This window comes from Thiobacter subterraneus (assembly GCF_055379455.1).
This window is the reverse complement of the sequence record NZ_AP042402.1, coordinates 106,390-132,924: the sequence shown is the minus strand read 5'-3', so window position 1 is coordinate 132,924 and position 26,535 is coordinate 106,390. Positions and strand designations below refer to the sequence as shown.

The window sequence follows — 26,535 nt, the reverse complement described above, 5'->3', positions numbered from 1 at the left end:
CCAAGGGAGAATAGCTTCGCGTTCGTTCAGAACGTTGTGGAAAAGAGCACAAAACCTATCTGTTTCAACGAGTCACGTTCCTCTTAAAGATTAAAAAAAGATTAGAAAAAGATTAGGGCGATTGTGGATAACTTTTGTTTTCATTATTTTTCAATTAGTTGGACATGTTTTCCACAGGCGCGACCCTACCCGCTATCCCGATAGTTTGGTACCCGCTATCCCGATAGTTTGCTACCCGCTATCCCGATACCCTCTACCCGCTATCCCGATAGTTTGCGGTGACGCCCTACCCACTATCCCGATATCCACTACCCACTATCCCGATAGTCGCATTCATGATTACTGCCGATCTGTGGATAACTTGCTTGTTTTGACCCTACCCGCTATCCCGATAGTGGGTCTGGCATTGTTTTTGCTTGTCTTGTTTACAACCACCTTGTCCTCGTCGTCGATGTAACACTCCCACCCCGTCGTCTCGGCCAGCTTCTCGATGGCTCGCCGGAGCACCTGGCGGAATTTCCACAACTCCTCCGCGTCGCTGCCGCACAACTCCTTCAGCGTGGCGACCTTGTAGGCGTAGGGTTCCGAGTGGGTGGAGTAGAAGGCGTGGAGCCACTGGGCCAGGGGATGCCGCCTCAGCTTTGCGCGCTCTACGGTATCGAGGGCGGTCCAGTTGCCGCCCATGAAGAGCAGCGCGAGCCGCTCGTTGACGCTGATCACGTACTCGTCCGTCGCTTCATCCCTGAACCCTTCCTGGATCAAGGCGCCGAAGTACGAGTGACGACCGTTCGAGATACGCACCAGGCAGCCCGCAAGGTCGTTGATGGCTTCTTTCAGCCATTCGTAGTCGGATTTGCCTGTCGTGCGTCCGATTGCCGTGAGAAAGGAGTACGCGGAAAACCGGATTTGCTTGCCCGTGCCATGCTTGGCTGCGAGCGCCAGACAATGCTCCCAAACGTCGAGATGAGCCTGCGTCGGACGATAGCCGCGTACCATGTAGACATTCAATCCTTCCACGGACGCGATCTTTTCTTCTCGCCGAAAGGCTTTCTCTGACACACCAAACAGCGCCGACCTCAGCACGTCGTTTGGCAAGGGCTTGCCGTTCGATGGCACAGGCAGGCCCGCGGCGATGGCATCCTGCTCCCGGCGCTGACGTATCCTGTCCAGCGCTTGCGCAACCCCGGTGTTCGGAATCGACTCTCCGGCTTCAAGAAAGGGAATAGAGAGTTGAGGAGGTGGATGACCCATCTCCTCCTTTTATCAGGGCGACGCCTGAAAGCCGCAGCGAAAAGCGCACTTGGCGGCAGCTTTTTGGTATTCGTTAAGTGCGCGGCCTCGGTTGAGTATGGATGGCAGAACGGTCTGTAGCGCAGATGATCATGCGGCTCGTCCCCCCACGCCAAAGCGCACCCCCAGCAGCTTGTGCTCTTCGGCATCGCCAAAGAGGCGCGCGATCACGGCCTCATCGAGCGCCCGCGCTTCCTGCGGCGAAAGCAGCTCGCGGGTGGAGGCGAAGTTTTCCGTGTTGATCGAGACGATGTACTGCATGTCCGAGCCTTGCAGTTCGCGCATCGTGAGGCCAAGCCAGGCGGCGCGCTGGTGGGGATCCACGGGGTCGAACAGGCCGTTGTCGTGCCACAGGTGGCGCATGGTGTGGTGTGCACCGTGGCGGTAGATCAGCCAGTCGAACGCCATGACGCGCGCCGCGTTGATGCCGTCGGAGTGCTGGCTTTGCACCTGCACCGCCAGGTTGTAGCGCAGCTTGTTGTTCGTGTTCAGGTTGTTTTCCAGCGTGATGCCGCAAGGCTCATTCGGATAGAGGGTGTGGATCAGCTCACGATAACGCCGGTCGGCCCACTCGATGGGGCGCGTGGCCAGGTAGTCGCTGGCGCGGCGGCTGTCCTCGGCGTCCTGTTCTTGGAGCGCGATGCGTTCTTTTTCCCAGGCAGATTTGGCGTCCTCATAATTGCGCAGCCGCTCGACATCGGCGCGCATCTGGGCCAGGCGTTGCGCCACTGCGATATAGTCGTCCAGGGCGTGGTGCCCGCCCAGATAGGCGAGCGCCTCGTCGCGTTGGCGGGCGGCCTCGCGGCGCTCCTGCTCGATGCGCTGGCGCTGCTGGATGAGCGCGATGCGGTCGCGTTCGAGCCGCCGCTGGCGCTGTTCGGCCAGCGAGTGGTGAAACGACTCGACCGCCTCGAAGTGCGCCAGCATCTCGGGCTTGAACACGCGCTCCAGGCCGCGGTAAAAGCCCAGCAAGGCTTCGCGGGTAATGTCCGGCCTTCTGTCGAGCGCCTGCTCGATGCCCTTGAGCTGAAAATCGATGCGCGCCAGTTGCACCTCGTGCTGACGCAGCTTTTCGGTGAGCTCCTGGGCAGACTGGTGCACCTGTTCGTAATCGTCGGCCACCTGCATGGCGTCCAGCCGGCGTTGCCATTCATCGATGCTTCTTTCCAGATCGGCAATCTGCGCCTGCGCAGCCATCCCGCTGCGCAGCAGGTCGCGCAGGCGGCTGTCGGCCTGGGCAAGCAGCTTCAGGTTGGCGTCGAGCTGCAGGATGCGCTCGCGGCGGGCGATTTTGCCCAGCGCCAGCTCGATGTCGAGCCCCAGCAGGTAGAGGCTGTGCACGAGGCCCTGGTGTTTCTCCTCGTGACCGAGCACCACGGGGTCGAGCAAATCTTGACGCTCCACGCGCGCAAAGCGTCGGTAGAGGCTGCGAAAACTCAGGCTGCCGCGCTGCGGCAGCACGAACGGGCCGTGCTGGTTGAGCCAGTCGCGCAGCTGGTTCTGGTTCAACGCTTTGCCGTCGAGGGTGATGCCGGAGCCATCGCCATTGCGTTCGACGCGGTGTTTCCGCGCGCCGAGCTCGAACTCCAGCGCAAAGCGCCAGTCGCCCACGCCCTGTTTCAGCTCGTTACGTGGATGGGCGCCTAAACAGTGGTGCACCAGGCGCAGCGCCAATGTCTTGCCCACGCCGTTGGCGCTGCCTTGCTCCTGCTGCGCGTCTCCCACCAGCACGGACAGCCCGCTGGGGCGAAAAGCCAGCGGCTTGAAGCTGGGCCGGTCGCAGCTCAAGCCGATGAGCCTCATGGCACAGCCTCCACGCGATCACCCTCCACCTGGCGGGCCGCGCCGATGGCGTAGAGCAGGGTCACCGCCAGCGACAGTTCGCCCATGCCGGGCCGCGAGGGCCACGGGCTGTCCGGCCGTTCAAGCTGCGCCAGGAGCTCGTCGAGCGTGCGCGGCGCATCGGCCAGCAGTGTGCGCACATACCCCGCCAGCCCGAGGAGGCTGTCGGCGAAGCGGATGTGTTCATGCGGCGCGACCGCAAGTTCCAGGTGCGTCATAGACGTCGCAGGTTTCGAAATACTTGGCCAGCACCGTTTCGGCAGCCTCGCGGTAAGCCTTGAGCATGAACGGGTGCTGCCGCGCAGCGGGCGGAATGATGCGCTCGATCATCCAGACATAGCGCAGCGCCGGAGCATCTTCGTCGGAGTCCGCGATGTTTTGCTGGCTTTCGGCGTACAGCGCGCGCAGTTCGTGCGCAACTGCCTGGGCAAGGGATGGGTCACGCGCCTGGAAGAAAGCATCGACGCTGCCGACCTGATAGGACAGGCTGCGCAGTCTATCGGCCGCGAAACCGTCGAGGCCGTTGAAGCGGATTTTTTCGTCGAAGTCCGGCGCGATGTGCTTGGCGATGTTGCCCCAGCCTGCATCATGGTGCGCGAGATGTTCGAGGACCTCGCCCACGGCGCGCGGGTCGATCCAGTCGGGCAACTCCCCGGGCACGCCTTGCACGATCTGCGCGCGCACGTCTGCCGCAAGCTCGCGAAACATGCTAAAGAGGTGGCCGGCACCCATGGCCCGGCAGTCGATGCCGGTTTCGCGCTGCATGGCGTCAAGCTCATCCAATACGCTCGCAGGAATGCCATGAAAGCGGTCGTTGAGCACGAACCGGTAAGCCTTCATGTCAGGATAACGCTGTCGCAGCTTGGCGAAATCCGCGCGCGCCTTGCGCGCTGCTTCCCGCTCCGAAACGTTACTGCTGGCCGCGGGCCCATAGACCTGAAAGAACACGCCAAGGTTTGGCACATAGCCATCATTGCCGTGATCACCCACTGACCCCGACGGACGAACCGGAACGAAAGCCGGGTATTGCGCCATGAGCACATCGGCCACCAAACGCTGGAACGCCTCGCCAGCGGCTTCATAGAGCCGCAGTTTGAAGTGTATCGCCAGCCAGTAGTCGTCGTGCGCGCTCATGGGAAAACTTTAGCACCAATGCTTACGTCTGACCAAAGACCTGACGATCCGCTTTGGTGTCATGCTGGCCGCAGCAGTCGGAATGATCGTCGGTCTTCTGCGCTACGGATGAGGATTGTCCAGCGCGTCGGCCATCAAGACCGCGATCAAAGCAGCTCGATCTGAACCGGCATCGCCTCAGGCAGCTCGTCTTTGCCAAAGAGCCCGGCCTGTCCAGGCTTGGCAGACAGCCCCTTGCCCGTCAACCCAGGCTCGCGCGCGAGCAGATCGCGCAAGGGCTTCATATCGGGCAGGCCGAGCGCCGCGCTGATTGCCGCGTCGATTTCCGCACGCACCGGATCGACATTGAGCCTGGCGAGCGCTTGCAGTTCCTGGCCGCCGAGACGGTCGTGGGCGTCCGCCAGTCTGGAAAGAACGTCGTCGGCCAGGTTGCGCACATCGAGAACCGGCATCGCCTCCCACTGCGGCTTCTTGATTTTCATCCAGGCGCCTTGCGTGACGACGCGACGCGACAGCATCAAAAGCAGAGAGGGTGTTGAATTGAGCCACAGCAGCAGGGCCTTTTCCTGTCTGGCATCCAGAGATGTCTTCAGCGCCCACCAGGTGTTGCCAAGCACCGGCTGATCGAAGCCGACCGCCAAGACGCGATGCGAGTTCGTCCGCACTCGCTCGACCAGCAGGATGCGCCCTGATCGCGGCCACAGGCGGGTTGCGCCATAGTTCGGACCGCGTGGAGATTCGAGCCATGGGGAAAGCCACGAATTCGGCTGCTGCCTGATCGTCGTGACGGTTTTTGCTTCGTGGTTCCAGAAAGCGGGGTAAGGAGACCATTCGGTGTCAGAAACCTTGAATCCATCGTGGATTCTTCTCTGATCTGGACCAATCTCCCCGATTTGATCGATTCGGCAAAGAGGGACAGGAATAGAGCGGCTACCCGGGACAGTCAATTGGTGATGCTCAGAAAGCTCTACCGCCACCCGTAACGTCCATGTTTGCGCGAACTGCGCCCCGATCCATTGCTCTTCTCCCTGTGCCGCAGGAAGGGAGACGAGTTCCGCGAGCTTGCGTCCGTCGCTGCCCTTGATCGATGTGACCGATCCGCTCTCCACGTCCGCCGCGTGAGTGGCCGCAATGCGCGAGGCCAGATCCATGGCCTCATAGATCGTGGCCGGGTTGTGCCACAAGTTCACGTAGAGCGTTCGGCCAGGCGCCTCGTCGCGCTTGCGCTTCCTCGCAATGAACATCAGCTCGGACAGGTCGGTGTTCTCGGAGAAGTTCGGGCGCTCTGCGTCATGGCTGACGATCACGACCTCGAGGTGGTAGCCGTCGGCAATAAGCTTGCGGCTCTCGCCCCATGCCTCACCCGTGGCCAGGGCCACAGGGAGGATGAACGCCATGCGGCCGCCCACACGCAGGTGCTTGTCCGCGATCGCCATGAACACGCTGCCCAGGCCCGCCGTGACCGACGCCTTGAGATTCTGTGCCCGCCGTTTCAGCTCTGCCTGTAGCCTGTCACGCTCATCGTCCGGCAGACTGCCAAAGAGCAGATTGCCGCCCACGGAGCGCACAAACGGGGGATTCATCACGCACAGGTCGAGCGTCGGCACCTCGGCCTTCGTGTAGTGCTCCGCGGCAACCCCGGTCTGCTTGACCTCCATTTGGCTGTAGTCGAGCGTGAATTGGGTGGGCACCGAGCGATGCCCGATGAAATCCAGACTGCCGAGCCGCAGCGTGCGCCCCTGAACGCCCATTGGCATCGTGAACAAGTTCATCTTGCTGTACGTCACCTCTGGCGCGAGCATCCCAAGGGTCGATGCGGTCAGATGCACCGCCGACGGAAGCACGTCGTAGCCGTAGATGACGTTTTCCATCAGGGTTTTGTGCAAATGCCTCAGATCGGTCTGCTCGATCCTCCGCCCGGAACTCACGCGATCGACGATGAACCGGTCAGTGATGGCCTGCGCCGTCGCCATCAGCAGCGTGCCCGTGCCGCAGGCCAGATCGGCAGCAACGAAATCGACCAGCTTTTTCAGCGAGCCGAAATCGATGTCCCACTTCTGCGCGAAGGCGAGCTTGAGCAGCATCGTGGCCGAGGACGTGGCCGTGTAATACGTCCCAAGGTATTTGGCATGGTGCAGCAGCCAGTGGTAGATGCGTCCCATCAGGTCGTGCCGCAGCGCCGACTGGTTGGCGCAGATCGCCTTGGCCTCGTCCTTGAGCCAGCGAACCGCCGCGATAGCTCCCTGGGTGATCGGCACTTCTTCGAGAATGGCCTCGCCAATCTGAAAGATCGGGACGTAGTTGATGCGCGTCCAGATCCAGCGCCAGTGCTTCTTGATCTCGTTGATCGGGTCTGCCGCGTTGTCGTAGGCGCGCAGCGAGTCGATGCGCCCATCCGCATTCGATGCCGCCAGTTGTTCCTGGAAGATCATGGCGTTGGCCAGCACCAGCGCGGCCACCTTGGCCGCCGTTTCGCGGCGTGCGTCACGCTCCTGCGCGGTCTCGCCGCGCTTGGAGTGCATCCCCAGGGTGTCGGAGAGCCTGTCGCAGATGCCGCCCGCGCCTGCCCATAGATCGGCGATGGACTGAATGCGCTCAGACAACCTCTCTGCCGAGGCAGCAACGATGTCGTCTTTTGTCATCGCCTCGTGCGCCCGGCGCAGAGAGGCAAGCACCTCGTCTGGGCTTCCTTCGGCCCAGTCCGTCTCTCCGGTCTCGGATATGACCCGGTGCCTCAACCGGCTCTCCGACAGCGCCGCATCGAGCCTGCTGACGGGAACCGTCCGAAGGGTCTTGGGATAGATCAGCGCCACGGCGATGTGGCAGATGCCGCTCTGAACGCGCTGCCTTGCGGCGCGCAGCACTGTGTTTTCCGCATCGGGAGCGTCCGCGTATTTACCCTCGATCACAACGCGGACGCCACCCATCAGAAACATCACATCCGGTCGCTGCTGTCCATGCCGGTGGATCGTCTCGGCATCCGCATGGACGCCGTGCTTGCTAAGAACGATTGCAAGCTGTGTGTTGATCGTCTCTTCCCGGTGTCTGATGGCCGGACTCATTGCACACTCCATCCCGATGTTCAGGTAACCACCGCACCCCTTGCGGCAGGGGATATCGTTCGAGTTGAGCGTCGGCTGCCGGCTTACCGGCAGCTGTCCGCTCGAACGAGTGGTTCGTCGCCTGGCTCACGACAAGGCTTCTCGCACGACCTCGGGATGACGCTTGGCGATGCGAATGAGCGCCTTGGCCGCCCCTGATGGAGAACGACGGCCCTGCTCCCACTCCTGCAGCGTGCGCTTTGAAATACCGAGCGCTTCAGCGAACTGCGCCTGCGAAAGACCTGAACTCTGCCGAGCCTGAGCAATCTCGTTAGGCGCCACCGAGGTGACACGGGCCGCTTGACCGGCCTTCATCTCGCGCACGGACTGCAGCAACTTCAGGCCCAGCGCTTTACCGCTCGACGGTCGCTTGGCCTTGCCAGTACTAGCCATTCTCGATCTCCAACGAACGTAGGCGTTTCGACGAACATGAACATTAGCAGCACTATACGTCAAAGACGTATCTAACTCAACCAGCGCTCCCGATGGGCCGAACCTTGAGTTGATCTTCCGTGCCACCCAGCCGGATGAGCCGACGGGCGCTCTCTCGCTCGATCAGGGCGCGCAACGCCTCCTTCAGGAGCGCGCCCACATTATTCACGGGTACGCATCAGCGTCACCCTTCTTGTCAGAGGCTATAGCGGCTTCTCTCGCAGCCTTGGCGAATCGGATGTACTGCAGCGCCTTGTTGACGTGACGCGCTTCGCGCCGGATCGCCGTCAGCTTGATCTCGGTATCCTCGACCAAGGGCCTCTCCCACTCTTTGCTGAAACCCAGGAGGGTCTTCAGGTTGTAGCCATATTCCCCTGTCTTTCGAATGGAAAGCCTCTCCGCCCGCCTTGTCCCTTTCGTCTTCGATCCGACCCACTTTACCCTAGCCCATTCGAGCTTGATGGCGTTCCCGTCTCGCACGCACCGCACCTGCAGCGTGCTCTTGTTCTCCCACCCAGGCATCTTCTGCTCTGTCGCCCTCACGACCGCCCAGTGTGCTTCCACGATCTCATACGCGCGATCGTACAGGTCATCCAGCCATGCCTGGAGCTGCTCTACCACCAGTTCCCCGTGATCAGTTCTACCCATGATGCTTCCTACTCTTACTAGTTCGGATTCAACCCCCATGAATCCCCCAGAGGCCGCGTTTTTCCAGCCCCTAATAGGAGGATTCAACCCCCATGAATCCCCCTATTAGGGGCCGACGATTCTTGCCTCTCGGCCTCCCAGACGCCCGTCGGCGTCACCTCGTCTCTGCCTTGGTTCAATCCCCCAGCTTCAGGGGAATTCAACCCCCATGAATCCCCCTGAGGCCGCGTTTTTCAGATGCCAACACTTGCGTTCCTCCTAATAGGCGGATTGAGGCCAATCGTAACAAGCGGCCGGCGAAAAAAACGCGCTAAAGGATGCTGTTTTGTGCGCTTTTCCAAAAGTTTGCCAGCGGCGTCCATGTTAAGTTCGCTACCAGTTCGCTGTTGCGCCATGAAGCGGCCTGCGGCACTAGCGGTGCACTAGCGGTTTTTTGGACCTGGAAGATTGGCACAGACAGGCGCAGTCTGCGACTGGCGGTGCTCTAGCGGTAGACAGAACCCGTAGCTTTAAGGAGAAAGCGCTTTGAACATACTCGGCATTGACATTGGGTACTCCAATCTAAAGCTCGCCTTCGGACAGAAAGGAGAATCTCCCAAAACGCACCTGCGCCCTGCGGGCGCGGCTCCCGCAGACCGCTTCGGGTCGCGCTTCGACGGGAAGGCGCACGAGGACTTCCTGCATGTGATGGTGGACGGGCAAGAGTTCATCGCCGGCGTCTCACCGGACCGCGCCGAAATGTGGATTCGCTCTCTCCACGCGGATTACTCCTCCAGCGCGTCTTACAAGGCGTTGTTTCACGCTGGGCTTCTCCTCTCGGAGATGGACAGGATCGACATGCTCGTCACCGGGCTGCCGGTCTCTCAATATCTGGACGAAACCCGCAAGAAAGCCGTGGCCAAGCAAATGCAGGGAGCGCATCAAGTCACCCCCAGGAGAACCGTCACCGTCGAGAAGGTCATGGTTATCCCGCAACCGGTTGGTGGGCTTCTGGACTACATCTCCCAGGAAGATGCCGATATTGAGGACGCGCGGGTTCTCGTGGTCGATCCCGGATTCTTTTCGGTCGATTGGGTTGTGATTGCCAACAAAGACCTGCATCGCCAGTCGTCTGGCACCAGCCTCAATGCGTCATCGGTCGTTCTCGAAGAGGCTTCCAGGCTGATTGCCAAGGATCATGGCTCGGCTGTCAAGACCGAAACCCTCGAAAACGCCATCCGGTCTGGCAAGCCCACCGTGCTCGTGCTTGGCCAGCGCGTAGAGCTGGCTCCCTACATCGAGCAGGCCGCGAAGACGGTCGGTCCGGTCGTCGTTGAATCCATCCAGAAGTCGCTGCGGACTGAGGGCGAGGCGCCGGATCTCGTCGTCCTCGTGGGCGGCGGAGCGGATTTCTTCCGTGAGGCCCTGCAAAGCGCCTTTCCGCGTCTTCAGGTGATCACACCAAAGGACCCGGTGTACGCCAACGCCCGGGGCTTCTGGCTGATGGGAGCAAACCTGTAAATGCGCATCGTGGTCGTTGTCACCGAGACCGGGAACCCAGAGCTCTACAAGGCGCTTCACGGCACCCCACCGCGGCAGCGCGCCGAGCGGCTGCGGACCCTTGCCACTGTCGGGCTGGTGAGCGTGTCCGGCCAGGTCATGCGGGACGAACAACCGTCCAAGAGCAGCCAAGACAGAGACGCTGAAACCAGGGTAGGCGCCATCGCAAGAAAACTTGGAGGCGTGTTGTGATGTCAGCTTCTAAGGCGGGCGGCGTCGCGCGCTCGATCGGCGAACATCTGCTCATGCGCGCGGCGCGGGTCAGCCTGAAGCCAGACGAGGTGTCCAGACTGATTGCCTGTGCCTCGAGCCTGGTCCATGGCGTCGTGCCCCAGCCGCAGAAGATCCTCGATGCAGTCGCGGTCCTGCGCAGGTGCGGCGATTCAAGCAACCTGGAAGATGCTCTCATGTCGTTACTCAAAGAGGACCGTTCATGCTGACAACTTCCATCTCTGTAGCCGAGTACAGGGCGCTGGTTGTGGCCACATCCGGGCGCAGGCGGAGGCGCGGAAGAATCGCGCGCTCCCCTGAAGAGGCCATCCATCGCGCATGCATCCAGTGGGCTGCGACCCAGGCTGCTCGTTACCCGCTATTGCGGTGGATTTTTCACGTTCCGAACGGCGGAATGCGCCCAAAAGGCGAAGCCGGAAAGCTGAAAGCGATGGGTGTCCGGCCCGGGTTGCCGGACATCCTGCTCCCCCGTCGAAACGGGCCGTGGTCCGGCCTGGCCGTTGAGGTCAAATCGCCATCCGGCAGGCTCAGCAGGTGTCAGGCGGACTGGCTGGCGGCGCTCGCGCAGGATGGATGGCTGACGGCGGTCGTGCGGTCGGTCGACGAGTTCCAAGAGGTTTGCTTGTGCTTTCTGGAGCCGTAAGCCGGAAAGTTGGCCGCCACCATCTCGCCTTCTATCGGGGCTGGCTGCAGGGCCTCGATCTCAAGTTGCTCGCGGACCGCTACCTTGAAACCGGCCTTGATCTGCGATTTGCCAAGTCCACGCTCGCTTGGCTGCGCGATACCCTGAGCCAGGCGGCGCTCAGACAGGGCAAACGCGGCGAGGCGCGATTGCTGCGTCTCCAGCTGGCGTCCAGCCAGGTGGTCAAGATCCCTGCACTTCCATCGCTGGACGATTTCCGGTCGGAACACGACCCTGACGGTTTCTACCAAGAAGAAGAGCTGATCCGGCTGTACTTGGAGACGTTCCCTCAAGCCGCTGACAGGAAAATCCGTCAGCGTCGACGCCTCATCGAGCGCCAACTGAAAGCGCTCGATGTAATCGAGCATCTCCTCGCAACCGAACCAGTGCCTTCCGATCTGGTGTCCGCATGGTTCGACAAGCCCGTTGCCGATCGACTGGTTCTTGCCGGCATTCCGACCATCGGCGCCCTTCTGAATCGAATCCGGGAACGCGGATACCGTTGGTGGGTCACCGTGCCAAAGCTCGGCGAGAAAGGCGCCGCCCGGATCGTCGCTTTGCTGCGTGGATACGAATCCTCACTGGGTCCGCTGCCGGACCACGCTCTTGCGCCTGTTCGTAGCCTGCCCGCTCCTTTGCTCGTCCAGGCCCGCAGCCTGGAAACCGCCATCGTGCCCATCGAGGTCCTCGCGGTGCCGCAGCCGCTGTCCGGCGAGACGGGTTCCAACAGACACACAGGTCGGCCGCGCATCCAGGCCGCCAATGACCATCAGGCCATCAAGTCTTGGCTTGCCACGAAATCGGGTAGTGCGCACACGTCCAGGGCCTACCGCAAGGAGGCTGAACGGCTCCTTCTCTGGGCTGTGATCGAACGCCAGAAGGCGCTTTCCGATCTCACCATCGAGGACTGCGCGGCGTACCGGGACTGGCTGTCCATTCTTGGGCGGACGAACCCGGAGCAGTGGCCGTTCCGGATTCCCCAAAGTGAATGGATCGGCAGCCGAAACACGCCGCGTTTCAGCCCGAACTGGCGTCCGTTCGACGGCCCTCTATCCGCTACGAGTGTCCGGCAGGCGTTGACGATCCTGTCGAGTCTGTTCGATTGGCTGGTGCGCGTCCAGTATTGCGCTTTCAATCCCTGGGACGCCGTGAGCCGGAAGTTGGCCGCAAGCCCGGACACACCCGAGGACGTGGAATTGACGCGGGTGTTCACGGCCGGCCAATGGGACTACCTGATGGCTTTCCTCGACACCTTGCCTGCGGACGATGCGACATCACGGCTGCGTTTCGTGTTGCCCTTCGCCCAAGCCACTGGCCTGCGTCTATCGGAGCTGGTGGATGCGAGCATCGGGCGGCTCTATACCATGCCGCTCAAGGATGGCCTGGGCGTGCGCTGGATGCTCAAAGTGCTGGGCAAAGGCGGCAAGTGGCGGGCCGTGCCCATGCCCAGCCGGGTCATAAATCTCCTCCGGGAATACCTTGCCCGCCGTGGCCTCGATCCCGACCCACTCGCCAATCCGCCCGAGACGCCTTTGATTTCCCGGCTTGGAAGCCAGGAGCCGATGACAGGAAGCGCCTTGTACAAGACGCTGCGGATGGTGTTCCATCAGGCAGCAGAAAGCCTGGCTGCGGATGGCAAAGACCAGGAAGCCAAGGTCTTCCGCCGTGCCACTGTCCATTGGCTACGGCATACCTGCGGCGCGCATCTCGCGTCGAGCGGCGTGCCGGTGAATCTGGTGCAAAAGCTTCTGGGTCACGCAAGTCTGGCGACCACCAGCATCTACACGGAGACCGACGATGAGCAACTGTGGTATGAATTGGAATCGCGAGCTTGATTGCAAGCTCTGCCCTAGGCTTGCCGCCAGCCGCAGCCAGATCGTCTTGCCGACCCCCTGCCCGCCGGGCGGTCTGCTGGCGATCGGGGAAGCGCCGGGCGTGGAGGAGGACGAAATCGGAGAAGGATTCGTCGGGCAGGCCGGCCGCACGCTCGACACCCTGCTCGTCCGGCACGGGCTGGAGCGAAACCGCGACTACGGCGTGGCCAACATCGTCCGGTGCCGGGCGGCGAACAACCGCAGCCCGGACCGGAAGGAGATCGACAATTGCCTGCCGTGGCTTGCGGCTTTCCTGCTGGAATGCAGGCCGACCGTGCTACTCCTGGTAGGGGCCACGGCGACAGAGGTCTTTCTCGGGCCGGGTCCGCTCCACCGGCAGATCGAGCGATCCAGGAAGTCCCCGGTGCTGCTTGCCAAGGATGCGCACCCAATCCTTCAGCCGGCGATCCGGAGGTTGCATGGCGCTGTGGACGGCATCTTTGCCATTCCCATGCCGCACACCTCAGGCATGGCGTGGAACCGCAGGGTGTCCAACGGAAAGGTGTGGCGTGAGATTGGGGAAGAGCAGGTTGAACTGGCCGTCGAATGTTTGGAGTTTTCGCATGCTACTTGAGTACAGAACCGACCGGCGCGGCTACACCATGTGGCTGGAGCGCGACCTGTTCGGGGCCTTTGTGCTGTATCGGCGCTGGTATGGCTTGCACAACCGGCGTGGAGGGATGAAACACCAGGTGTTTGAACTCGAGCAGGATGCCCTGAGAGAAGTACGCCGGATCATGCGCGTGCGGGAAAGGCACGGCTATGTGCCGGTCGGTCAATAGCAGAAGACGAAGAATTTAGGGCTGTCGTCGATCGTTTTCTGCTCGGGTCGAAGCCATCTGGCGCAACAGATCATGCAGGCGCTTGTTTTCCTGCCGCAACTCCTCGATCCGCGCCTCGTCTCCTCTCACTTGCTCCTTGAGTTTGAGCACAAGGGCTTCGGTATCGCCGTGACGACGAACCAAGTCCGCAAACGCTGCGCGATCTTCTTCCGCCTTAGCCTGGTACTCCTCCAGCGCCACCGACAGGTCTTCGGCCACCGCTTCCAGCTCCTGCCGTTCGCGGTCCCACTCTTTCCTGGCCTCGGCGTACTCGTGCGCCAGCTTCACCACCTCCGCATTGGCCATCTCCGTAGCTTTCGCCCATACTTCCTGAGCGAATCGGCGGACGGCCTCGTCCAGGTCGGGTGGTACAGGGCCGGCTTCCTGCACCTTGTCCGCCTTCTCCTTCCGTCGCTGATGCCACTCGCGCATGGCTTCGGAAATCGTCGTGAAACTTCCGCTGCCAAGCGCTTTACGAACGGCTGCCAGGGTCGGCGCCTTCCCTTCTGCGTCGAGCCGGTCAGCGACGGCCCAAATGTCATCCTTGGTCAGTGCCATGGCGACCACTCCTCGTGCTGCTGCACGAGCACGTTGAGCATCACGAAAGCACCCCATGCGGCCACCGCCCACTCCCACAGGTCGTGGCCGGCGACCAGCATCAAACCGGCGCACACGGGAATCGACCCGAGAAGCAAGGCTGAGGCGATGCGATAGTTGATCCTCCCCTCCACCCGCGAGGATACCCAAACCACGAACAGCCAGGCGGGCGGAGTGATGAGCATGCCGGCGATGCCGTGGCCGCGCGCCAGTTGCTCTCCAGCGACGAATGCGGCTGAGAGGGCAGCTAACCACGTGGCAAAGCCCTTCGATTCCGGAAGATCAGACCCTGCAGACCGAAACGTCGCGATTTCAAAAGCTCGCACGATGGTCTCGCGCATCAGCAGGAGCAACTCTTTCATATACGATCCTTCATGTATTAATACGATACTACTACAACATACAACATTATTCAAGTTAACATGGGCCGGTTTGTGTGGTACACGCCACACTGCACAGGCAGTTCTCTGGAGGTGCACCCGCTGAGGATGTGGCGTTTGGGGCCTGCTACTGGCGGTCCACTGGCGGTTGCGTAGCTCAGCCTACGGGCGATAAATCCACACTGTCTGCTACTGGAAGTGCTCTGGTGGTTCTGTAATGCGACTATGCTTGCATAAATGCAGTCATCCGCCTATCATTGATGTCAATGAAAGCAGATAAGGGGTTTTGGATATGGCCACCCTGACAGTACGTAACCTACCTGATGAGGTGCATCGGGCGCTTCGCGTGCGCGCCGCCATGCACGGGCGCAGTACGGAGGCCGAGGTGCGCGCCATCCTGGAAAACGCAGTGAAGCCGGCGGAGCGCATCCGCATGGGCGATGCCCTGGCGGCGCTGGGTCGCAAAATTGGCTTGAAGGATGAGGATTTCGCAGTCTTTGAACAGGTGCGGGACAAGACGCCGGCCGAGCCGATGAGGTTTGAATGATCCTCCTGGATACCAACGTCGTTTCCGAGGCGATGAGGCCAGAGCCGCATCCCGCCGTGCGGAACTGGTTGAACGAGCAGTCCGCGGAAACCCTGTACCTGTCCAGCGTGACGCTGGCGGAGCTGCTGTTTGGCATCGCAGCGCTGCCGGCCGGTAAGCGCAAGAACACGCTGGAGAGCGCCCTCGATGGCTTGATGGAACTGTTTGGCGATCGAGTGCTGTCGTTCGATCTTGATGCGGCCCGCCACTATGCCGAACTGGCCGTGACGGCTAGAACCGCTGGCCTGGGATTCCCGACGCCTGACGGATATATCGCCGCCATTGCGGCCTCGCGAGGGTTCATCGTTGCATCCCGCGACACCGGCCCTTACCAGGCGGCAGGGCTACAAGTGATCAACCCCTGGGAGGCGTAGAGCGCTAACCACTTGCCGCAGGGCGGCCCGCGCCAAGCTTTTTCAGCATGCTGCGGACGTGAGCAAGGGAAGCGGCTTCGAAGCGGGTTGCCGCAAAACGCTTCACCAGAATCTCGTCGGCATCGATCAACGTCTCGCCATTCGGTCCTTCGTGGCGTTCCAGCGAGCCAACCTCCAGGAACGCATCAACCCAGGAAACGGGAACATCCATCAGGTCGGCCGCTTGCTGTCTGGTCAGTAGACCCATCTCTTCTTCTCCTTCCTGTCGTTCGTCGTCTCTATAGCAGCAAACGGAGGCGCAAGCAATTGTTATCTATGGGGTTTTGTCAGCTGTATTTTTGGTTTGCCGACTTGCGTGCAAAAAATGGCGTTCATGATAATGACAGTTATCATGAACGCGATTGCCGCCTTGAGCTTTGCGCGGATTGCGCAATCTTTGATCACGCCAGAAAAAGGCCGTAGATTTCTGGCAGAGAAGCCCAACGACAGCCCGGTTATCCACAAATTTTGTGGATAACCAAGACCGTGCGCCTCGGCTACAGCGATCCAGGCAGGCATGGGCGGCGGCGATGCCTTCACCATGCGCACGAGCAAAAAATCCACGGCCCTCATGTTTGAGGGACCAGGGTGTTTCAATCAGGCCGCTTCCGCATGAGCCCCATTGTGGGCGGAGCCGACGGCCGCGGCTTCAGCGCGGTTTCCTTGCTGGGATGTTCGTGGTCTGCACGGGGTTTGGCGCGAACGACCACAAGAAGCGGCAGCGGTAGTTTGTTGCCCCACCAGAGCATGTCTTCTTCTCATACGACAGCGCTGTATAGCACGTCTAGAACCAGTATCTGGGGCGCGCATTTTATAGGCAATTAGTGCCGCGCATGGGCGGCAATAAAATAATTCTATTGGTAGACCACACAATGTGCGGATATGATATCTTCACAATGTGTAGTTCCGTTCCGGAGGAATACGTGGAACGCATAGTGTATGAGTGGGGCCTCGAATGGCTTGATGAGCTCGAAGATATAGTTTGCGTAGACTTCCAGGGCCGGGTGAAGGATTTTTACCCGGACTATCGAATAGACGGGGTCGCGCTCCGTCTGTGCCTGATCAGGCGTGATCTTGACCCCGATTCTGGCGCCCCGGACGAATGGGCTTACGCCATCCCGGGTTCGGATGGCTGCTGGACGCTCCCGGATGTATTCCAGACGGGGCGGCGGGTTCCACAACGGTTCAAGCAAGAGCTGGCCAGGGCCAAGCTCAGGGTGACCAAGTAGTCTTAATCCCTTTGAGATCAGGGCATGGGTTCAGAGACAGATGCCGTAAGAAGACATGCGCAGCAAGCCTGACCCGCAGCAAATCAAGGCGGCCCGCCTGATGGCCGGCCACACCCAGCGGCAAGCTGCCGAGCTCGTTGGTGCCTCATTGCGCGCCTGGGAATCATGGGAGGGTGGCCAGCGGCGCATGCAGCCTGCTATATTTGAGCTTTACTGCCTTAAGGCGGGGCTCACGCCTTGTCGAGAAGTTGTAGGACGGCGGGGGGATACGGATTCCCATGATTGACCTCCTCCCCTCCCTGAAGGAAGGGGATTCCTGCGGCTCATGCTGCAAGTCTCTCCGGATGGAGAGGATTCGAGGCGTCCATCCACCGGTGTTTCGTCCACCGGAGGGCTTCAGGCCTCGGGGCGGCCTCCGCCCCGTCCCACAGACTGGGTTTGCTTTTCTTCGCGATGTTGCGCGAGGCGGCCTGGTTGGCTTCCATGACCAGCCCGCAGGTCCGGCAGCGCAACACGCTCCACGGCCGCCTCGCCACGTCCGTCGAGCCGCACGACGGGCAGGTTTCCGACGTGCCGCGCTCCAGCACGCGTTCCACGCGGATGCCGCGCCTGGCGCAATGTTTCTCGATGATCCGGCTCGCCCGGTCGAAGCTCCAGAAGCCGTGGATGCGTCCGTTCCACCGGCGCGTGTAATCCACCTCGCGCCGGATGTCTTTCGGCCATCCGATCACGACGCGACCCACACGGTGGGCTTTCAGAACGGAGACGATCCGCGCGGCCAGCGCCTCCCAGGCGTGCTCCCATCGCGCCCGGCGGTTGCGGTACAGCCGCCGCAGGCGCTTCGAGGTTCGCTTCCCCGCCGGACGATGGGACAGCTCCGCCATGTGCTCCGCGATCTTCCGGCCCCAGTAGTCCCAGTCCTTCAGGACTTCCCGGCCCAGGAAGTGGATCGCCGTCTCCACCCCCTCGATGGAGAGCGAGGCGAGCACCCGCACCCCAAGGTCGATGCCGGCGATCCGCCCGCCTTGGGCGGGAGCCGGTTCGGGCGACTCGACGGCATAGCGGAAGTACCAGCGATTCCGTCCCGCATCGAAGGCGATTTCGGCCCGCCCCGGCTTCCCGTCGTAGCGCCGCAACCCACGGTAGGGCAGTCTGATCCGCCCGGAGCCGTTCCGGAGATCGGCTGGCAGGGTCACGGCGACGGTTCGGGAATCCACGGCATAGGACCGCCCGCACTTGATGGGGATGAGATCCGCCGGACGGCTTCCGTCCTTGCGTTTGCGGTAGCGGGGCAGCCCGGGCTTATCCGGAAACGCCCCTTTCTTCCAGCGCTCCCGCAGCGCGAAATAGGACTTCCACGCCTCGGCGAGCTTCTTGAGAACCTCCTGCGCGATGTCGGAGGGCAGCGCCCGGTACGTCTCGTGCGCCGCAAGCCCATCGCACAGCGCCGCGTACCCAGGCACCTTGCCGCCCGCGAGAAACGCTTGCCGGCAGATGTAGTTCGCCGCGTTCCACAGCGCGGATACGCGATCGCCCAGCCGCTTGAGCGTCCGCCCGGCGTTCCCGTCCGGCAGCAATCTGATCCGGTTGGTTCTCATAAAACGCAGACTAGCAAACGCGCATCCCCCAATCGTGGCCGAAAAACGCACGAAACCGATCCGTTATGCGCTATCCCTCCCCGGCATGAATGCCGCGGCTTCTCGCGCGAGATGGTGAACCAGCGGAAAAAATTGTAAACCACCCGCGGCTGGAGGCGCGGGTGGTTTGCGTTTGGGGTCTACCTTTTGACGGTTGACTCATATGAGTCAACCAGCTCTTCAAGATCGCTTTCGCTATAGAACACGACCCCGTTCTGGATCATGAATCCTGGTGGCAGAGGATTTTCGGTATCCCCCGCAACGATCTCGGCCACTTCCAACAACAAATCAATGTCGATCATCCTGGTCTCGACATCAGGGCTAGCCTCGAACCAGAAGTGGTCGGGCCATACCTTGAGGGTGTCACCCTCCATCCCCAGCTCTTCCTCGCGATCCCATTTGTCCGGGCATTGCGAGACGGAAACTGAGTCGAGACCAGCATCCTCACAAACTGCACGCATCCGTTGCAGTTTGTTGAGGAAGTCTTCCGTCACGGTCAGTTCGGCCCATGATGGGCCGCCTTCGACACCACCGACCGTGTAAGCCTCGATGACCAGCTTAAACGGATTGAATGCAACATTGAAGATGTTGATGGTTGCAATATATGCCATTCGGCTCTCCTTTCAAAAAAAGAAAGGGGCCACCATCCCCAACCGGGGATAGTGGCCCCGGTTTGGGGATCCGCCTTTCGGCGGGGTCATGATGGTTATGAGGATTACCCCTCTACTCTCAAGACGGCATTTGGTGACGCGATACCGACAGACCGCAGGTAATCCAGCAGCCCATCAGCGTCACGCCCGTGCCGCATGAAACCGCATTCGATGAGCCACAGCCCATCGTCGCTCGGCCATCCGGTCTCCTCGTCCCCATTCGAGAACTCGAAGACCGTCTCGCCGTTCTGGTTCTCGACGTGGGCCTTGAACCAGCCACGCTCATCGAGATCCACGACCAGAGTCATTTCCTCCCGGAGGGGTTTGATCGCGCCCATTACAGCAGCCCTCTCGCAGAGAACGACGTGGCCCGATTCCCGGCGACGACGAAATGGTCCAGCACCCTGACATCCACAAGCGCGAGCGCCTGCTTGAGGGTTGTTGTCAACGCTTCGTCGGCCCGTGACGGCTCTGCCACGCCAGACGGGTGATTGTGAGCGAAGATCACGGCGGCAGCGTTCGCCGCCAGCGCGCGTTTGACCACTTCACGTGGATAAACCGAGGCTTGCGTGATCGTGCCTCGGAAAAGCTCCTCGGCGATGATCAAACGGTGCTGAGCGTCCAGCCACAGGCACCAGAACGACTCATGTTGCAGATGCCCGATTTGTGAGCACAGAAACGTCTTGGTCGTTTCCGGCGAGGAGAAGCGCAGGTCTTCTTCCTCCATCCGTTCCCGGATACAGCGAACCAAAAGCTCCTTCGCTGCGGCGAGAGCCGGATGGACGGTGTAAGCTGCCGGCTCCTCGAACAGGTGCTGCTGCCTCGGCCTGTAGAAGCCGAACAGCTCCGCTAGCGGTTTGGCCGCCAGCGCTTTGGCTGTTTTCCTGCCAACCAGCACAGCCAGCAGGTCAGCATTGGACATATGATTCATGGTGCCTCCTTGAATGAAAAAGGGGCACCACACCCCTGACCGGGACATGGTGCCCCGGTTGGGGAAATTGATGCGACCAGGACTTCCTGGCCGCCTTGAATGCTGTTTCTTTCGCCTCCCCAGCTAGGAGGATCGAGCCAATGGTTTATCCATCAGCCTGAATTCTGCTTTCCTCGACACACTTCCTAGTGCGTCCAGAAAAGCATATCAAAAAACCGTTTCGTTTGTGTATAGAAATGCCGGAAGCGGCCGCCCCTATGGGCAACCGCTTCCAGGCTAGTGAAAATCAGAAGAGCGCCAACTGGCCTTCATCAGAAGGTACGGTGCGCAGCTCTTCTGGTGGCGACAGGCTCACGTCGCTGTCAATGGCAAGCTCGCGGATTTCTCCGTCGAGCTTCCACAGCAGCACTGCCATGTCACCGCCGAGCGTTGCGTGTTCACGATACACGGCCACAGGATGGCCGCGCAGCGAGAACCACTCCGCTTCTTTGCCACCGAACCACAACGCACGCCAACCAGAACTGCGTTGACGATCGTCGTGCTCTTTGGCTTCGTCCAGAGATAACGGCGGCGTGTCTGGAAGGTGCATCACAAAGTTAACCTTCTGTGCGCACACCATGAGCTCACTGCCGACCGCTACAAGCAGCCCAGTGTGGTCGCCGCGTTCGCGGCGCCCAGCCTCAATGGCGGCCTCGTCGTGGTACACCAAGGTGGTCTCCCCCGTGTACAAAGACTCGGGCACCAGGCGGTAAGCCTCTATAGTGGGCTTTCTGGCCTCCCCATACGGCCCGTATATCGTGGCAAATGCCGTATAGAGGAACCCTTGATACTCGGCCGTCCGCACGGGCAATGGCTTGTTACCTTTGTGTTCTGCTGCCACGTGGCTAGAATTGGCCGTGGCGATGACCTCCCATTTCTCTGCTGCAACCAGGATGCTGTCCATGGACATCTCCTTATCCGAGCAACAGGCGCAGCAGCCAACCAATCCTCCTCACAATGCCGCAAGCCGGACTGGAATGCGCGCATGGTGCGGGCTCGATATACAACAAGCCATCCTGCTTGCGAATGGTGAAGACCGTTTTCATGCCGCGTCTCCTTTTGCTGCTTGAATAGCCTTATAGGCATCCTCAAGGGAGGCCTGAATCGTGCCGTCCTGGTCATTGAACAGACCGCGCATCTGCTCAATCTGCGTGACGCAGGCTTCGAGTGCCGCAAGCAGCTCTCGGTTCAGCGCGATGACTTTGGCCGTCTCGTTGTCGTCGTAGTACATGGCTTCTCCTTTTGGAAAGAGCCGAGACCACCCCAACCGGGTGGCCCCGGTGTGGGGTGGAAATTAAGACAGGTCCGCATCAACCCGTGGCCCGAAGACCGGGTGGCCAAGATGCCCTCATCCAGGCTTGTCGCTCGGCGGCCTTCCGGCTGTCACACTCGGCCAGCATCCGCCTCCGCGCCGGCCGCGTGACCAGCCTTGAGGATCTTGTCCGCCGCAGCAAACACCCGTGCCGCGCTCTTCTTGGCGAACTCTTCGGAACGTTCCTTCGAGCCAAGCCAGTCCTGGATGTAGCCTCGGGCTTCTTCAAGTCCGGGCAACCCTAGGGTGGCACAGCAGAGGAAAGCCACGCTCTCGGCCTCGGCCTCCTCGATCGAGCGGCTGACATAGCCACCATCGACGAAGGCCACCTCCGCCTGCTTGTTGTGCAGCAAGCAGTGAGCAAGCTCGTGGAAAGTGGTCTTCCACGGCATGGCCGCCAGCGGGTTGATGGCGATCTCGGCCCTGTCCGGGCGGGCGAAACCCTGGCAGTTGCCGTCCGTGTGCTCGAACGGCACCTCGATGATCCCGAGGTTTGCCAGTGCCGTTGCACGGTCCCACTCCGGGGTTTCCAGCGTCGGGACCGTCCCGGGGTTGTTTGGGTCGATCGGCTCGGTCTGTCCGAGGGCGAACCAGTTGTTCTTCATGATGAACAACCGCTTGGTTCTTTCCTCTTTCGTCCCGTCGTCCTTCTCGACGATTTCCTTCTTGACTACGGGCATCCAGAGCGCAATGGCTTTCTCGCCCTTCTTGACCCGGCGCCCCAGCTTCTTCCAGCCGTTGAAGCTGGAGATGGGGCCAATAGGGATGCCGCGCAGTGTCATCTGAAACATAGCCAGTGCCTGGTTGCCCAGGCTGTAGCTATGGAACAGACTGTAATACTCGCCCAGCCGCCCAGGCTCGGCGAGGATTGAGTTGAAAAGTTTGCCCCAGTCGGGGCGGTTGTTGCTCATGGTGCCTCCTTTATGAAGTTGCGTGATAAAGAAGAGGGGCACCATGCCCCCTTGGGGGCAGAGGGTGCCCCCAAGGGGTTGAGGAACTGGTAACTAGTACAAGGCGTCGGCCAAGTTAATGCGTAACGGTTTTCTTCTGGCTTTGGGACACCAGCGAGTCCGTGACGCTGACAAGCAGCCGCCAAATGGCGACAAGGGGAGCAAAGTAACCTCGCGGAGTTTCTTTGGCTCCCTTGATGAATCCTTGCAAGAAATCACTCATCGGTCATCTCCTTGATCGCCTTGTAGGTGGAATAGATCGCCCACCACACGACGAATCCAACATCCGCATACAGGATAATCTTCTCGACCACCTTCATCAAGAAGATGAACTGGGTATCACCAACGACAGGCTCAACCCAATGTACCAGCATGCTGATAATTCCACCGAAGATCAAAAGCGCCGCAAACATCGCCGCGCCAACCGCGAGATGACCAACGAACTCGCCAAGAATCTTGACTTTTCCCATGGGTCTCCTTTTGTCTTCGCGGAGGCACCATGCCCCCTTGGGGGCAGAGGGTGCCCCGCAGGGGGTTGGAACAGAACCGTGCTAAACTATCTGCATGAACAAGTCACGCAAACAAGCTTTCACGGTCGTCGATGGCGGCAAGGCCGAACTTGAGCGCAAGAAGCGTCTCCTGTTCAACCAGCCGTGGCTTCTCGATCACGACGAGTTTGATCGGCTGTGCGAGCTGTTCAAACTCTCCTATTCAGAGATCGAGGGATTGATTGGAGAGCGTATCCGCAAACGAGCCAAAGACCCGCTTGAGAGGGATACGCTGCTCGCCATCATCGATGGGCGTCATGATGAAGCCCGTAACCTGATTTCGGTGATGCAAAGGCGCAACGAGCTTGGGTTGAGCCTCATTTCATCATCCTAGCCAGCATTTCTTCCTCGATCTTGCGAAGAAGGTACTGAGCTTCTTCCTTCGCATTATCGGTTCTAGCCTTCTGGATGAAGGCGATCACGATTTCGTGACGCTCCGCAAGCTCGCTTTCGCTAGCTTCCCTCAACCAACTGAAGAACGCCGCCATATCGAATAGCACGCCCACTTGACTCTCCTTTCGATGAATCGCCTGGGCGCATGCGTCCCCGACCGGAGACGAGCGCCCCCGGCCGGGGTTGATGAATGCTGGACCGGGTGACCGGTTCAGCGCCTGATTGCTGTTTTACCTTTCGGCGCGGCCAGCTACCGCCGATCCCGCATCCATTACGGAATGCAGAGGATTTTCGAAGGAGCGCCTGGCGCCCCTTTGAAAATCCCCCGCGCCTTGCGGCGCAAGGGGGGGAACACGGATTACCCGCACGAGCCGGTGTACCCGCAGTTCGTGCATTTGTCGCAGCCGTTGTACTTGATCACGGCCTTGACACCGCACTCAGGGCACTCGCGGCCTGCCACACCGCGCTTCGGCGCTTCGCCGGCGAATGCCGGTTCCACGCTTCCGCTCACTCGGCCTTCCTCGTCGAGGATGCCGAGTTGCGCATATCGATGCAGCAGCAGTCGCGCGATGTATGCGACCGTGGACGGGAAGTTTTGCTGCTTCTCGCTGCCCGGAACCTTGGCGAGGAAATCCCCTTGCGGTTCCTTGTAGGTCAACAGTTTCCGCAGCTTCATCCCGATCCACGCCGGATCGACGATACGCATGTCGATGGACAGCAGCTTGCATAGCCCGTCGAACGTCTTGGGATACTCTCCGGCAAGCCAGACCGAGTACGGCCGGCGGGTGCCATCAGGCATCTCCAGTTCCTTGACGAACAGCACGAAGTCATCCCCCGTTGCCGGGTTCTTGACATCCACCGTCCAGGACAGCGTGCCACCCGTGCCCGTTTTGGGTTCCTTGCGGAACATCATGGCCGACGTGAGGGTGTTGTCGCCATCCTTGTCGAACCATCCCGTCTTGGCACAGTGGTAGGCCACCAACCACGTCAGCGCGGCGACCGCGCCAGGCATGATTTTTGTCGCACCGTCCGGGGGCATGGGCATTTCGAAGGGCTCGCCCTTGCATTTCTGCAAGGCTTCGAGCTTGAGCCTCAGCCAACCGCGATCGTAGGACCGCATGTCTGCCGAAAGCGTCTTCGCGATGGCCCCAAGCCCGCGCGGGCATTCGGAGCCATTGACCCACACCTCGAACGGGTGCGTATCGCCGTTTACGAAGTGCCCGATCTGCACGGCAAAATCGCCTTCCGGCGACTCCACCATGTAGGTGTGGGCCGGGTTGCCGTCCGCCATGTGCGGTCTATCCAGCCAGCGCATGCTCTTGAGAACCGTTTCCGGCACTGCTGCGAGCTTGAGACGCCGATCAGGATCAGACTCGTCCAGGTCTTCCGCCTGTTTCTTGGCATCCGACGACGAAATCAGCACGGCGCCAATCTCATCGTTGGGGCGATAGGTGGTGATCCCCTTTAGGCCAGCCTTCCACGCTTCCATGTAGATGCCTTTGAAGTCCTCGAAGCTATAGTCGGCCGGAACATTCACCGTCTTGCTGATGGCAGCATCGACGTAAGGCGCAAGGGCCTTCAGCATCTCCACGTGGTCGGCCACCTTGAGGGTTGCCACCGATTCGAAGTAGTCCGGCAGGTTGTCCGTATCCCCGCCCATCTCGCGATAGACGAGGTAGGCATAGTCCACCAGCTCCGCCTCCTGGCGCGTTCCATCTGGTTGCATGATGAAACGCTTCTGAACGAAATCGAAGACCGGCTCGCAACCGCTCGAGCAGTTGTTGCCGAAGGTCAGCGACCCCGTGCCAGTTGGAGCTAGGCTCAAGAGGTGGCTGTTGCGGATGCCGTGCTTCCGGATCGCCTTTTTGAGGCTTTCAGGCAGGCGGCTTGCAAAGGTGCCTTCCTCCAGGTACTTATCAGCGTCGAACAGGGGGAACACCCCGCGCTCTTTCGCCAGCTCCACCGATGCCTCGTAGGCCACGTTGCGAATACGCTCCATGACCAGACGGGCAAACTCACGCCCCTCCGCTGAGCTGTATTTCAAGCCCAGCATGATGAGCGTGTCACCAAGACCCGTGATACCGATGCCGATGCGCCGCTTGGCTTGCGCCTCGCGTTGCTGCTCCGGCAACGGCCAGGGGGTAAGATCAAGCACGTTGTCCAGCATCCGGACAAGTACCGGAACTACCTCTTCGAGCTTGCCAAAGTCGAACCTCGCGCCCGGCGTGAAAGGCTCACGCACGAGCTTGGTCAGATTCACGTGCCCGAGATCGCAGCATCCGTAAGGAGGAAGCGGTTGTTCGCCACACGGGTTGGTCGCGGCAATGCGCTCCACGTAGCGCAGGTTGTTGTCCTGGTTGATGCGGTCCAGAAACACCACCCCGGGCTCCGCGCGATCATAGGTTGCGCGGATGATTTTGTTGTACAGGTCGCGGGCGCGCACCTTGCGGTACACCCACAACCCGTCTGGGCGCTGGTATGCACCTTGCGCCTTGATGTCGGGTCCGGGCTCGGCCACATGGACCAGCTCGAACTCGCCATCGGCTTCCACGGCCTTCATCAGCACGTCCGTCACCCCAACCGAGAGGTTGAAGTTACGGAACGGGCGGCGATCCCACGGCATGTTTGGATCATCGACGCGCTTGCACACGATGAACTCCTCGATGTCCGGGTGATCGCAGCGCAGGATGCCCATTTGGGCGCCACGCCTGGCGCCGGCGGAGATCACCGTCGAGCACATGGAGTTGAAAATCTCCATGTAGCTGATCGGGCCGGAGGCAAGGGATTTGGTCTTGGCGATCCAGGCCCCCTTCGGCCGGATGGGGCTAAAGTCGTATCCGACCCCGCCGCCCAGACGCATCGTCTGCGCCGCCTGCCGCGCCGCCTCCATAATGCCCGGCACGCCATCGACCGGCTCGTAAACCGAGTCTGCAAGTGGTTGGACGAAGCAGTTGATCCACGTGGTCTGCACGTCGTCCACCCCGGCGCTCGCGTTAATTCTTCCGCCCAGGATGATGTAGTCCAGCGCGTTTTGAAACACGCCAGCCCACTTCTCTCGGTCGGCCTCGTTTTTGGCGAGGCCGTTGGCGATTCTCGCCTTGAGTTCCTCCATGGTGCGTTCTGACCCACGGAAGTATTTGTTGGCCAGTTCCCTGGCGCTCACTTCTTGAAGTTCGATCTTCATTTGTTTCTCCTTTACGTCGGTTGCACGAAACCCCTGACAGGGCCTGCCGTAACGCCCGCGACCAGGCGCTATGGAAGGCCCTGTCGAGGGGC

The 26,535-nt window shown here is 60.8% G+C and carries 33 protein-coding genes; 10 read left to right on the top strand and 23 right to left on the bottom strand.

Annotated elements, in window-relative coordinates:
* Positions 1-339 precede the first annotated feature (339 nt).
* The 7 genes from trfA to mobI form a co-directional block, all read right to left on the bottom strand.
* A complete protein-coding gene (trfA, locus tag ACZ42P_RS00740; protein WP_464898199.1) occupies positions 340-1,251 on the bottom strand; it encodes a plasmid replication initiator TrfA in 912 nt (303 codons plus the stop codon).
* A gap of 129 nt (positions 1,252-1,380) precedes the next feature.
* On the bottom strand, positions 1,381-3,093 hold the full coding sequence (locus ACZ42P_RS00735; protein ID WP_464898198.1) for a DUF2326 domain-containing protein: 1,713 nt from the start codon (positions 3,091-3,093) through the stop codon (positions 1,381-1,383).
* On the bottom strand, positions 3,090-3,272 hold the full coding sequence (locus tag ACZ42P_RS00730) for an ABC-three component system middle component 6 (protein ID WP_464898197.1): 183 nt from the start codon (positions 3,270-3,272) through the stop codon (positions 3,090-3,092). Before ACZ42P_RS00730 ends, ACZ42P_RS00735 begins: the two co-directional genes overlap by 4 nt.
* 43 nt (positions 3,273-3,315) lie before the next feature.
* On the bottom strand, positions 3,316-4,266 hold the full coding sequence (locus ACZ42P_RS00725) for an ABC-three component system protein (RefSeq protein WP_464898196.1): 951 nt from the start codon (positions 4,264-4,266) through the stop codon (positions 3,316-3,318).
* A gap of 146 nt (positions 4,267-4,412) precedes the next feature.
* Positions 4,413-7,328: a hypothetical protein gene (locus ACZ42P_RS00720; RefSeq protein ID WP_464898195.1), complete on the bottom strand. Its 2,916-nt coding sequence runs from the start codon at positions 7,326-7,328 to the stop codon at positions 4,413-4,415.
* 126 nt (positions 7,329-7,454) lie between these two features.
* Complete coding sequence (locus tag ACZ42P_RS00715; RefSeq protein ID WP_464898194.1) at positions 7,455-7,760, bottom strand: helix-turn-helix domain-containing protein; 306 nt, start codon at positions 7,758-7,760, stop codon at positions 7,455-7,457.
* A gap of 204 nt (positions 7,761-7,964) precedes the next feature.
* Positions 7,965-8,447, bottom strand: coding sequence for a conjugative transfer protein MobI(A/C) (gene mobI / locus ACZ42P_RS00710; protein WP_464898193.1), 483 nt, complete (start codon positions 8,445-8,447; stop codon positions 7,965-7,967).
* A gap of 525 nt (positions 8,448-8,972) precedes the next feature.
* Between mobI and ACZ42P_RS00705 the strand changes: the two genes are divergently transcribed.
* From ACZ42P_RS00705 to ACZ42P_RS00675, 7 genes are read left to right on the top strand one after another with little or no spacing between them, the layout of a single operon-like run.
* Positions 8,973-9,947: a ParM/StbA family protein gene (locus ACZ42P_RS00705; RefSeq protein ID WP_464898192.1), complete on the top strand. Its 975-nt coding sequence runs from the start codon at positions 8,973-8,975 to the stop codon at positions 9,945-9,947.
* A complete protein-coding gene (locus tag ACZ42P_RS00700) occupies positions 9,948-10,178 on the top strand; it encodes a hypothetical protein (RefSeq protein WP_464898191.1) in 231 nt (76 codons plus the stop codon).
* The gene (locus tag ACZ42P_RS00695; protein ID WP_464898190.1) at positions 10,178-10,426 is read left to right on the top strand and encodes a hypothetical protein; all 249 of its coding nucleotides are present in this window, start codon (positions 10,178-10,180) and stop codon (positions 10,424-10,426) included. The genes ACZ42P_RS00700 and ACZ42P_RS00695 overlap by 1 nt, the downstream gene beginning before the upstream one ends.
* Positions 10,420-10,860 (top strand): VRR-NUC domain-containing protein, encoded by a 441-nt coding sequence (locus ACZ42P_RS00690; protein ID WP_464898189.1) that lies wholly within the window; start codon positions 10,420-10,422, stop codon positions 10,858-10,860. Before ACZ42P_RS00695 ends, ACZ42P_RS00690 begins: the two co-directional genes overlap by 7 nt.
* The gene (locus tag ACZ42P_RS00685; protein WP_464898188.1) at positions 10,791-12,734 is read left to right on the top strand and encodes a tyrosine-type recombinase/integrase; all 1,944 of its coding nucleotides are present in this window, start codon (positions 10,791-10,793) and stop codon (positions 12,732-12,734) included. The genes ACZ42P_RS00690 and ACZ42P_RS00685 overlap by 70 nt, the downstream gene beginning before the upstream one ends.
* Positions 12,712-13,347 (top strand): uracil-DNA glycosylase, encoded by a 636-nt coding sequence (locus tag ACZ42P_RS00680; RefSeq protein WP_464898187.1) that lies wholly within the window; start codon positions 12,712-12,714, stop codon positions 13,345-13,347. Before ACZ42P_RS00685 ends, ACZ42P_RS00680 begins: the two co-directional genes overlap by 23 nt.
* Positions 13,337-13,555: a WGR domain-containing protein gene (locus ACZ42P_RS00675; RefSeq protein ID WP_464898186.1), complete on the top strand. Its 219-nt coding sequence runs from the start codon at positions 13,337-13,339 to the stop codon at positions 13,553-13,555. The genes ACZ42P_RS00680 and ACZ42P_RS00675 overlap by 11 nt, the downstream gene beginning before the upstream one ends.
* A 15-nt stretch (positions 13,556-13,570) precedes the next feature.
* On the opposite strand, the gene ACZ42P_RS00670 is transcribed toward ACZ42P_RS00675, so the two are convergent.
* Positions 13,571-14,152, bottom strand: a complete 582-nt coding sequence (locus ACZ42P_RS00670) for a DNA-binding protein (protein WP_464898185.1) — start codon at positions 14,150-14,152, stop codon at positions 13,571-13,573.
* Positions 14,143-14,553 (bottom strand): hypothetical protein, encoded by a 411-nt coding sequence (locus tag ACZ42P_RS00665; RefSeq protein ID WP_464898184.1) that lies wholly within the window; start codon positions 14,551-14,553, stop codon positions 14,143-14,145. The genes ACZ42P_RS00670 and ACZ42P_RS00665 overlap by 10 nt, the downstream gene beginning before the upstream one ends.
* A 310-nt stretch (positions 14,554-14,863) precedes the next feature.
* On the opposite strand from ACZ42P_RS00665, the gene ACZ42P_RS00660 reads away from it, so the two are divergent.
* Together ACZ42P_RS00660 and ACZ42P_RS00655 are read left to right on the top strand one after the other, a co-directional pair.
* Positions 14,864-15,118: a FitA-like ribbon-helix-helix domain-containing protein gene (locus ACZ42P_RS00660; RefSeq protein ID WP_310676608.1), complete on the top strand. Its 255-nt coding sequence runs from the start codon at positions 14,864-14,866 to the stop codon at positions 15,116-15,118.
* A complete protein-coding gene (locus ACZ42P_RS00655; protein ID WP_464898183.1) occupies positions 15,115-15,531 on the top strand; it encodes a PIN domain-containing protein in 417 nt (138 codons plus the stop codon). The genes ACZ42P_RS00660 and ACZ42P_RS00655 overlap by 4 nt, the downstream gene beginning before the upstream one ends.
* Before the next feature lie 4 nt (positions 15,532-15,535).
* Here ACZ42P_RS00655 and ACZ42P_RS00650 read toward each other — a convergent pair whose 3' ends face one another.
* The 12 genes from ACZ42P_RS00650 to ACZ42P_RS00595 all read right to left on the bottom strand — a co-directional run bounded on the left by ACZ42P_RS00650 (position 15,536) and on the right by ACZ42P_RS00595 (position 22,788).
* Positions 15,536-15,778, bottom strand: a complete 243-nt coding sequence (locus ACZ42P_RS00650) for a hypothetical protein (protein ID WP_063393546.1) — start codon at positions 15,776-15,778, stop codon at positions 15,536-15,538.
* Between the two features lie 62 nt (positions 15,779-15,840).
* Positions 15,841-16,134 (bottom strand): hypothetical protein, encoded by a 294-nt coding sequence (locus ACZ42P_RS00645; RefSeq protein WP_464898182.1) that lies wholly within the window; start codon positions 16,132-16,134, stop codon positions 15,841-15,843.
* 988 nt (positions 16,135-17,122) lie between these two features.
* Positions 17,123-18,397, bottom strand: coding sequence for an RNA-guided endonuclease InsQ/TnpB family protein (locus ACZ42P_RS00640; RefSeq protein ID WP_464898181.1), 1,275 nt, complete (start codon positions 18,395-18,397; stop codon positions 17,123-17,125).
* 179 nt (positions 18,398-18,576) lie between these two features.
* Positions 18,577-19,047, bottom strand: coding sequence for a hypothetical protein (locus ACZ42P_RS00635; protein ID WP_464898180.1), 471 nt, complete (start codon positions 19,045-19,047; stop codon positions 18,577-18,579).
* A gap of 104 nt (positions 19,048-19,151) precedes the next feature.
* A complete protein-coding gene (locus ACZ42P_RS00630) occupies positions 19,152-19,424 on the bottom strand; it encodes a hypothetical protein (protein ID WP_464898179.1) in 273 nt (90 codons plus the stop codon).
* A complete protein-coding gene (locus ACZ42P_RS00625) occupies positions 19,424-20,017 on the bottom strand; it encodes a JAB domain-containing protein (protein ID WP_464898178.1) in 594 nt (197 codons plus the stop codon). The genes ACZ42P_RS00630 and ACZ42P_RS00625 overlap by 1 nt, the downstream gene beginning before the upstream one ends.
* A 286-nt stretch (positions 20,018-20,303) precedes the next feature.
* The gene (locus tag ACZ42P_RS00620; RefSeq protein ID WP_464898177.1) at positions 20,304-20,960 is read right to left on the bottom strand and encodes a hypothetical protein; all 657 of its coding nucleotides are present in this window, start codon (positions 20,958-20,960) and stop codon (positions 20,304-20,306) included.
* 10 nt (positions 20,961-20,970) lie between these two features.
* Positions 20,971-21,102, bottom strand: a complete 132-nt coding sequence (locus ACZ42P_RS00615; protein WP_464898176.1) for a hypothetical protein — start codon at positions 21,100-21,102, stop codon at positions 20,971-20,973.
* Complete coding sequence (locus ACZ42P_RS00610) at positions 21,099-21,287, bottom strand: hypothetical protein (protein ID WP_464898175.1); 189 nt, start codon at positions 21,285-21,287, stop codon at positions 21,099-21,101. Before ACZ42P_RS00610 ends, ACZ42P_RS00615 begins: the two co-directional genes overlap by 4 nt.
* A 152-nt stretch (positions 21,288-21,439) precedes the next feature.
* Complete coding sequence (locus tag ACZ42P_RS00605; protein WP_464898174.1) at positions 21,440-22,279, bottom strand: ArdC-like ssDNA-binding domain-containing protein; 840 nt, start codon at positions 22,277-22,279, stop codon at positions 21,440-21,442.
* Between the two features lie 115 nt (positions 22,280-22,394).
* Positions 22,395-22,541 (bottom strand): hypothetical protein, encoded by a 147-nt coding sequence (locus ACZ42P_RS00600; protein WP_464898173.1) that lies wholly within the window; start codon positions 22,539-22,541, stop codon positions 22,395-22,397.
* The gene (locus ACZ42P_RS00595; protein WP_464898172.1) at positions 22,534-22,788 is read right to left on the bottom strand and encodes a hypothetical protein; all 255 of its coding nucleotides are present in this window, start codon (positions 22,786-22,788) and stop codon (positions 22,534-22,536) included. Before ACZ42P_RS00595 ends, ACZ42P_RS00600 begins: the two co-directional genes overlap by 8 nt.
* Positions 22,789-22,882: 94 nt before the next feature.
* Between ACZ42P_RS00595 and ACZ42P_RS00590 the strand changes: the two genes are divergently transcribed.
* Complete coding sequence (locus tag ACZ42P_RS00590) at positions 22,883-23,200, top strand: hypothetical protein (RefSeq protein WP_464898171.1); 318 nt, start codon at positions 22,883-22,885, stop codon at positions 23,198-23,200.
* Here the strand turns inward: ACZ42P_RS00590 and ACZ42P_RS00585 are convergent.
* Both ACZ42P_RS00585 and ACZ42P_RS00580 read right to left on the bottom strand, forming a co-directional pair.
* Complete coding sequence (locus tag ACZ42P_RS00585) at positions 23,184-23,372, bottom strand: hypothetical protein (RefSeq protein ID WP_464898170.1); 189 nt, start codon at positions 23,370-23,372, stop codon at positions 23,184-23,186. The genes ACZ42P_RS00590 and ACZ42P_RS00585 overlap by 17 nt on opposite strands.
* 245 nt (positions 23,373-23,617) lie before the next feature.
* Positions 23,618-26,443 (bottom strand): adenosylcobalamin-dependent ribonucleoside-diphosphate reductase, encoded by a 2,826-nt coding sequence (locus ACZ42P_RS00580; protein ID WP_464898169.1) that lies wholly within the window; start codon positions 26,441-26,443, stop codon positions 23,618-23,620.
* Positions 26,444-26,535: the final 92 nt, after the last annotated feature.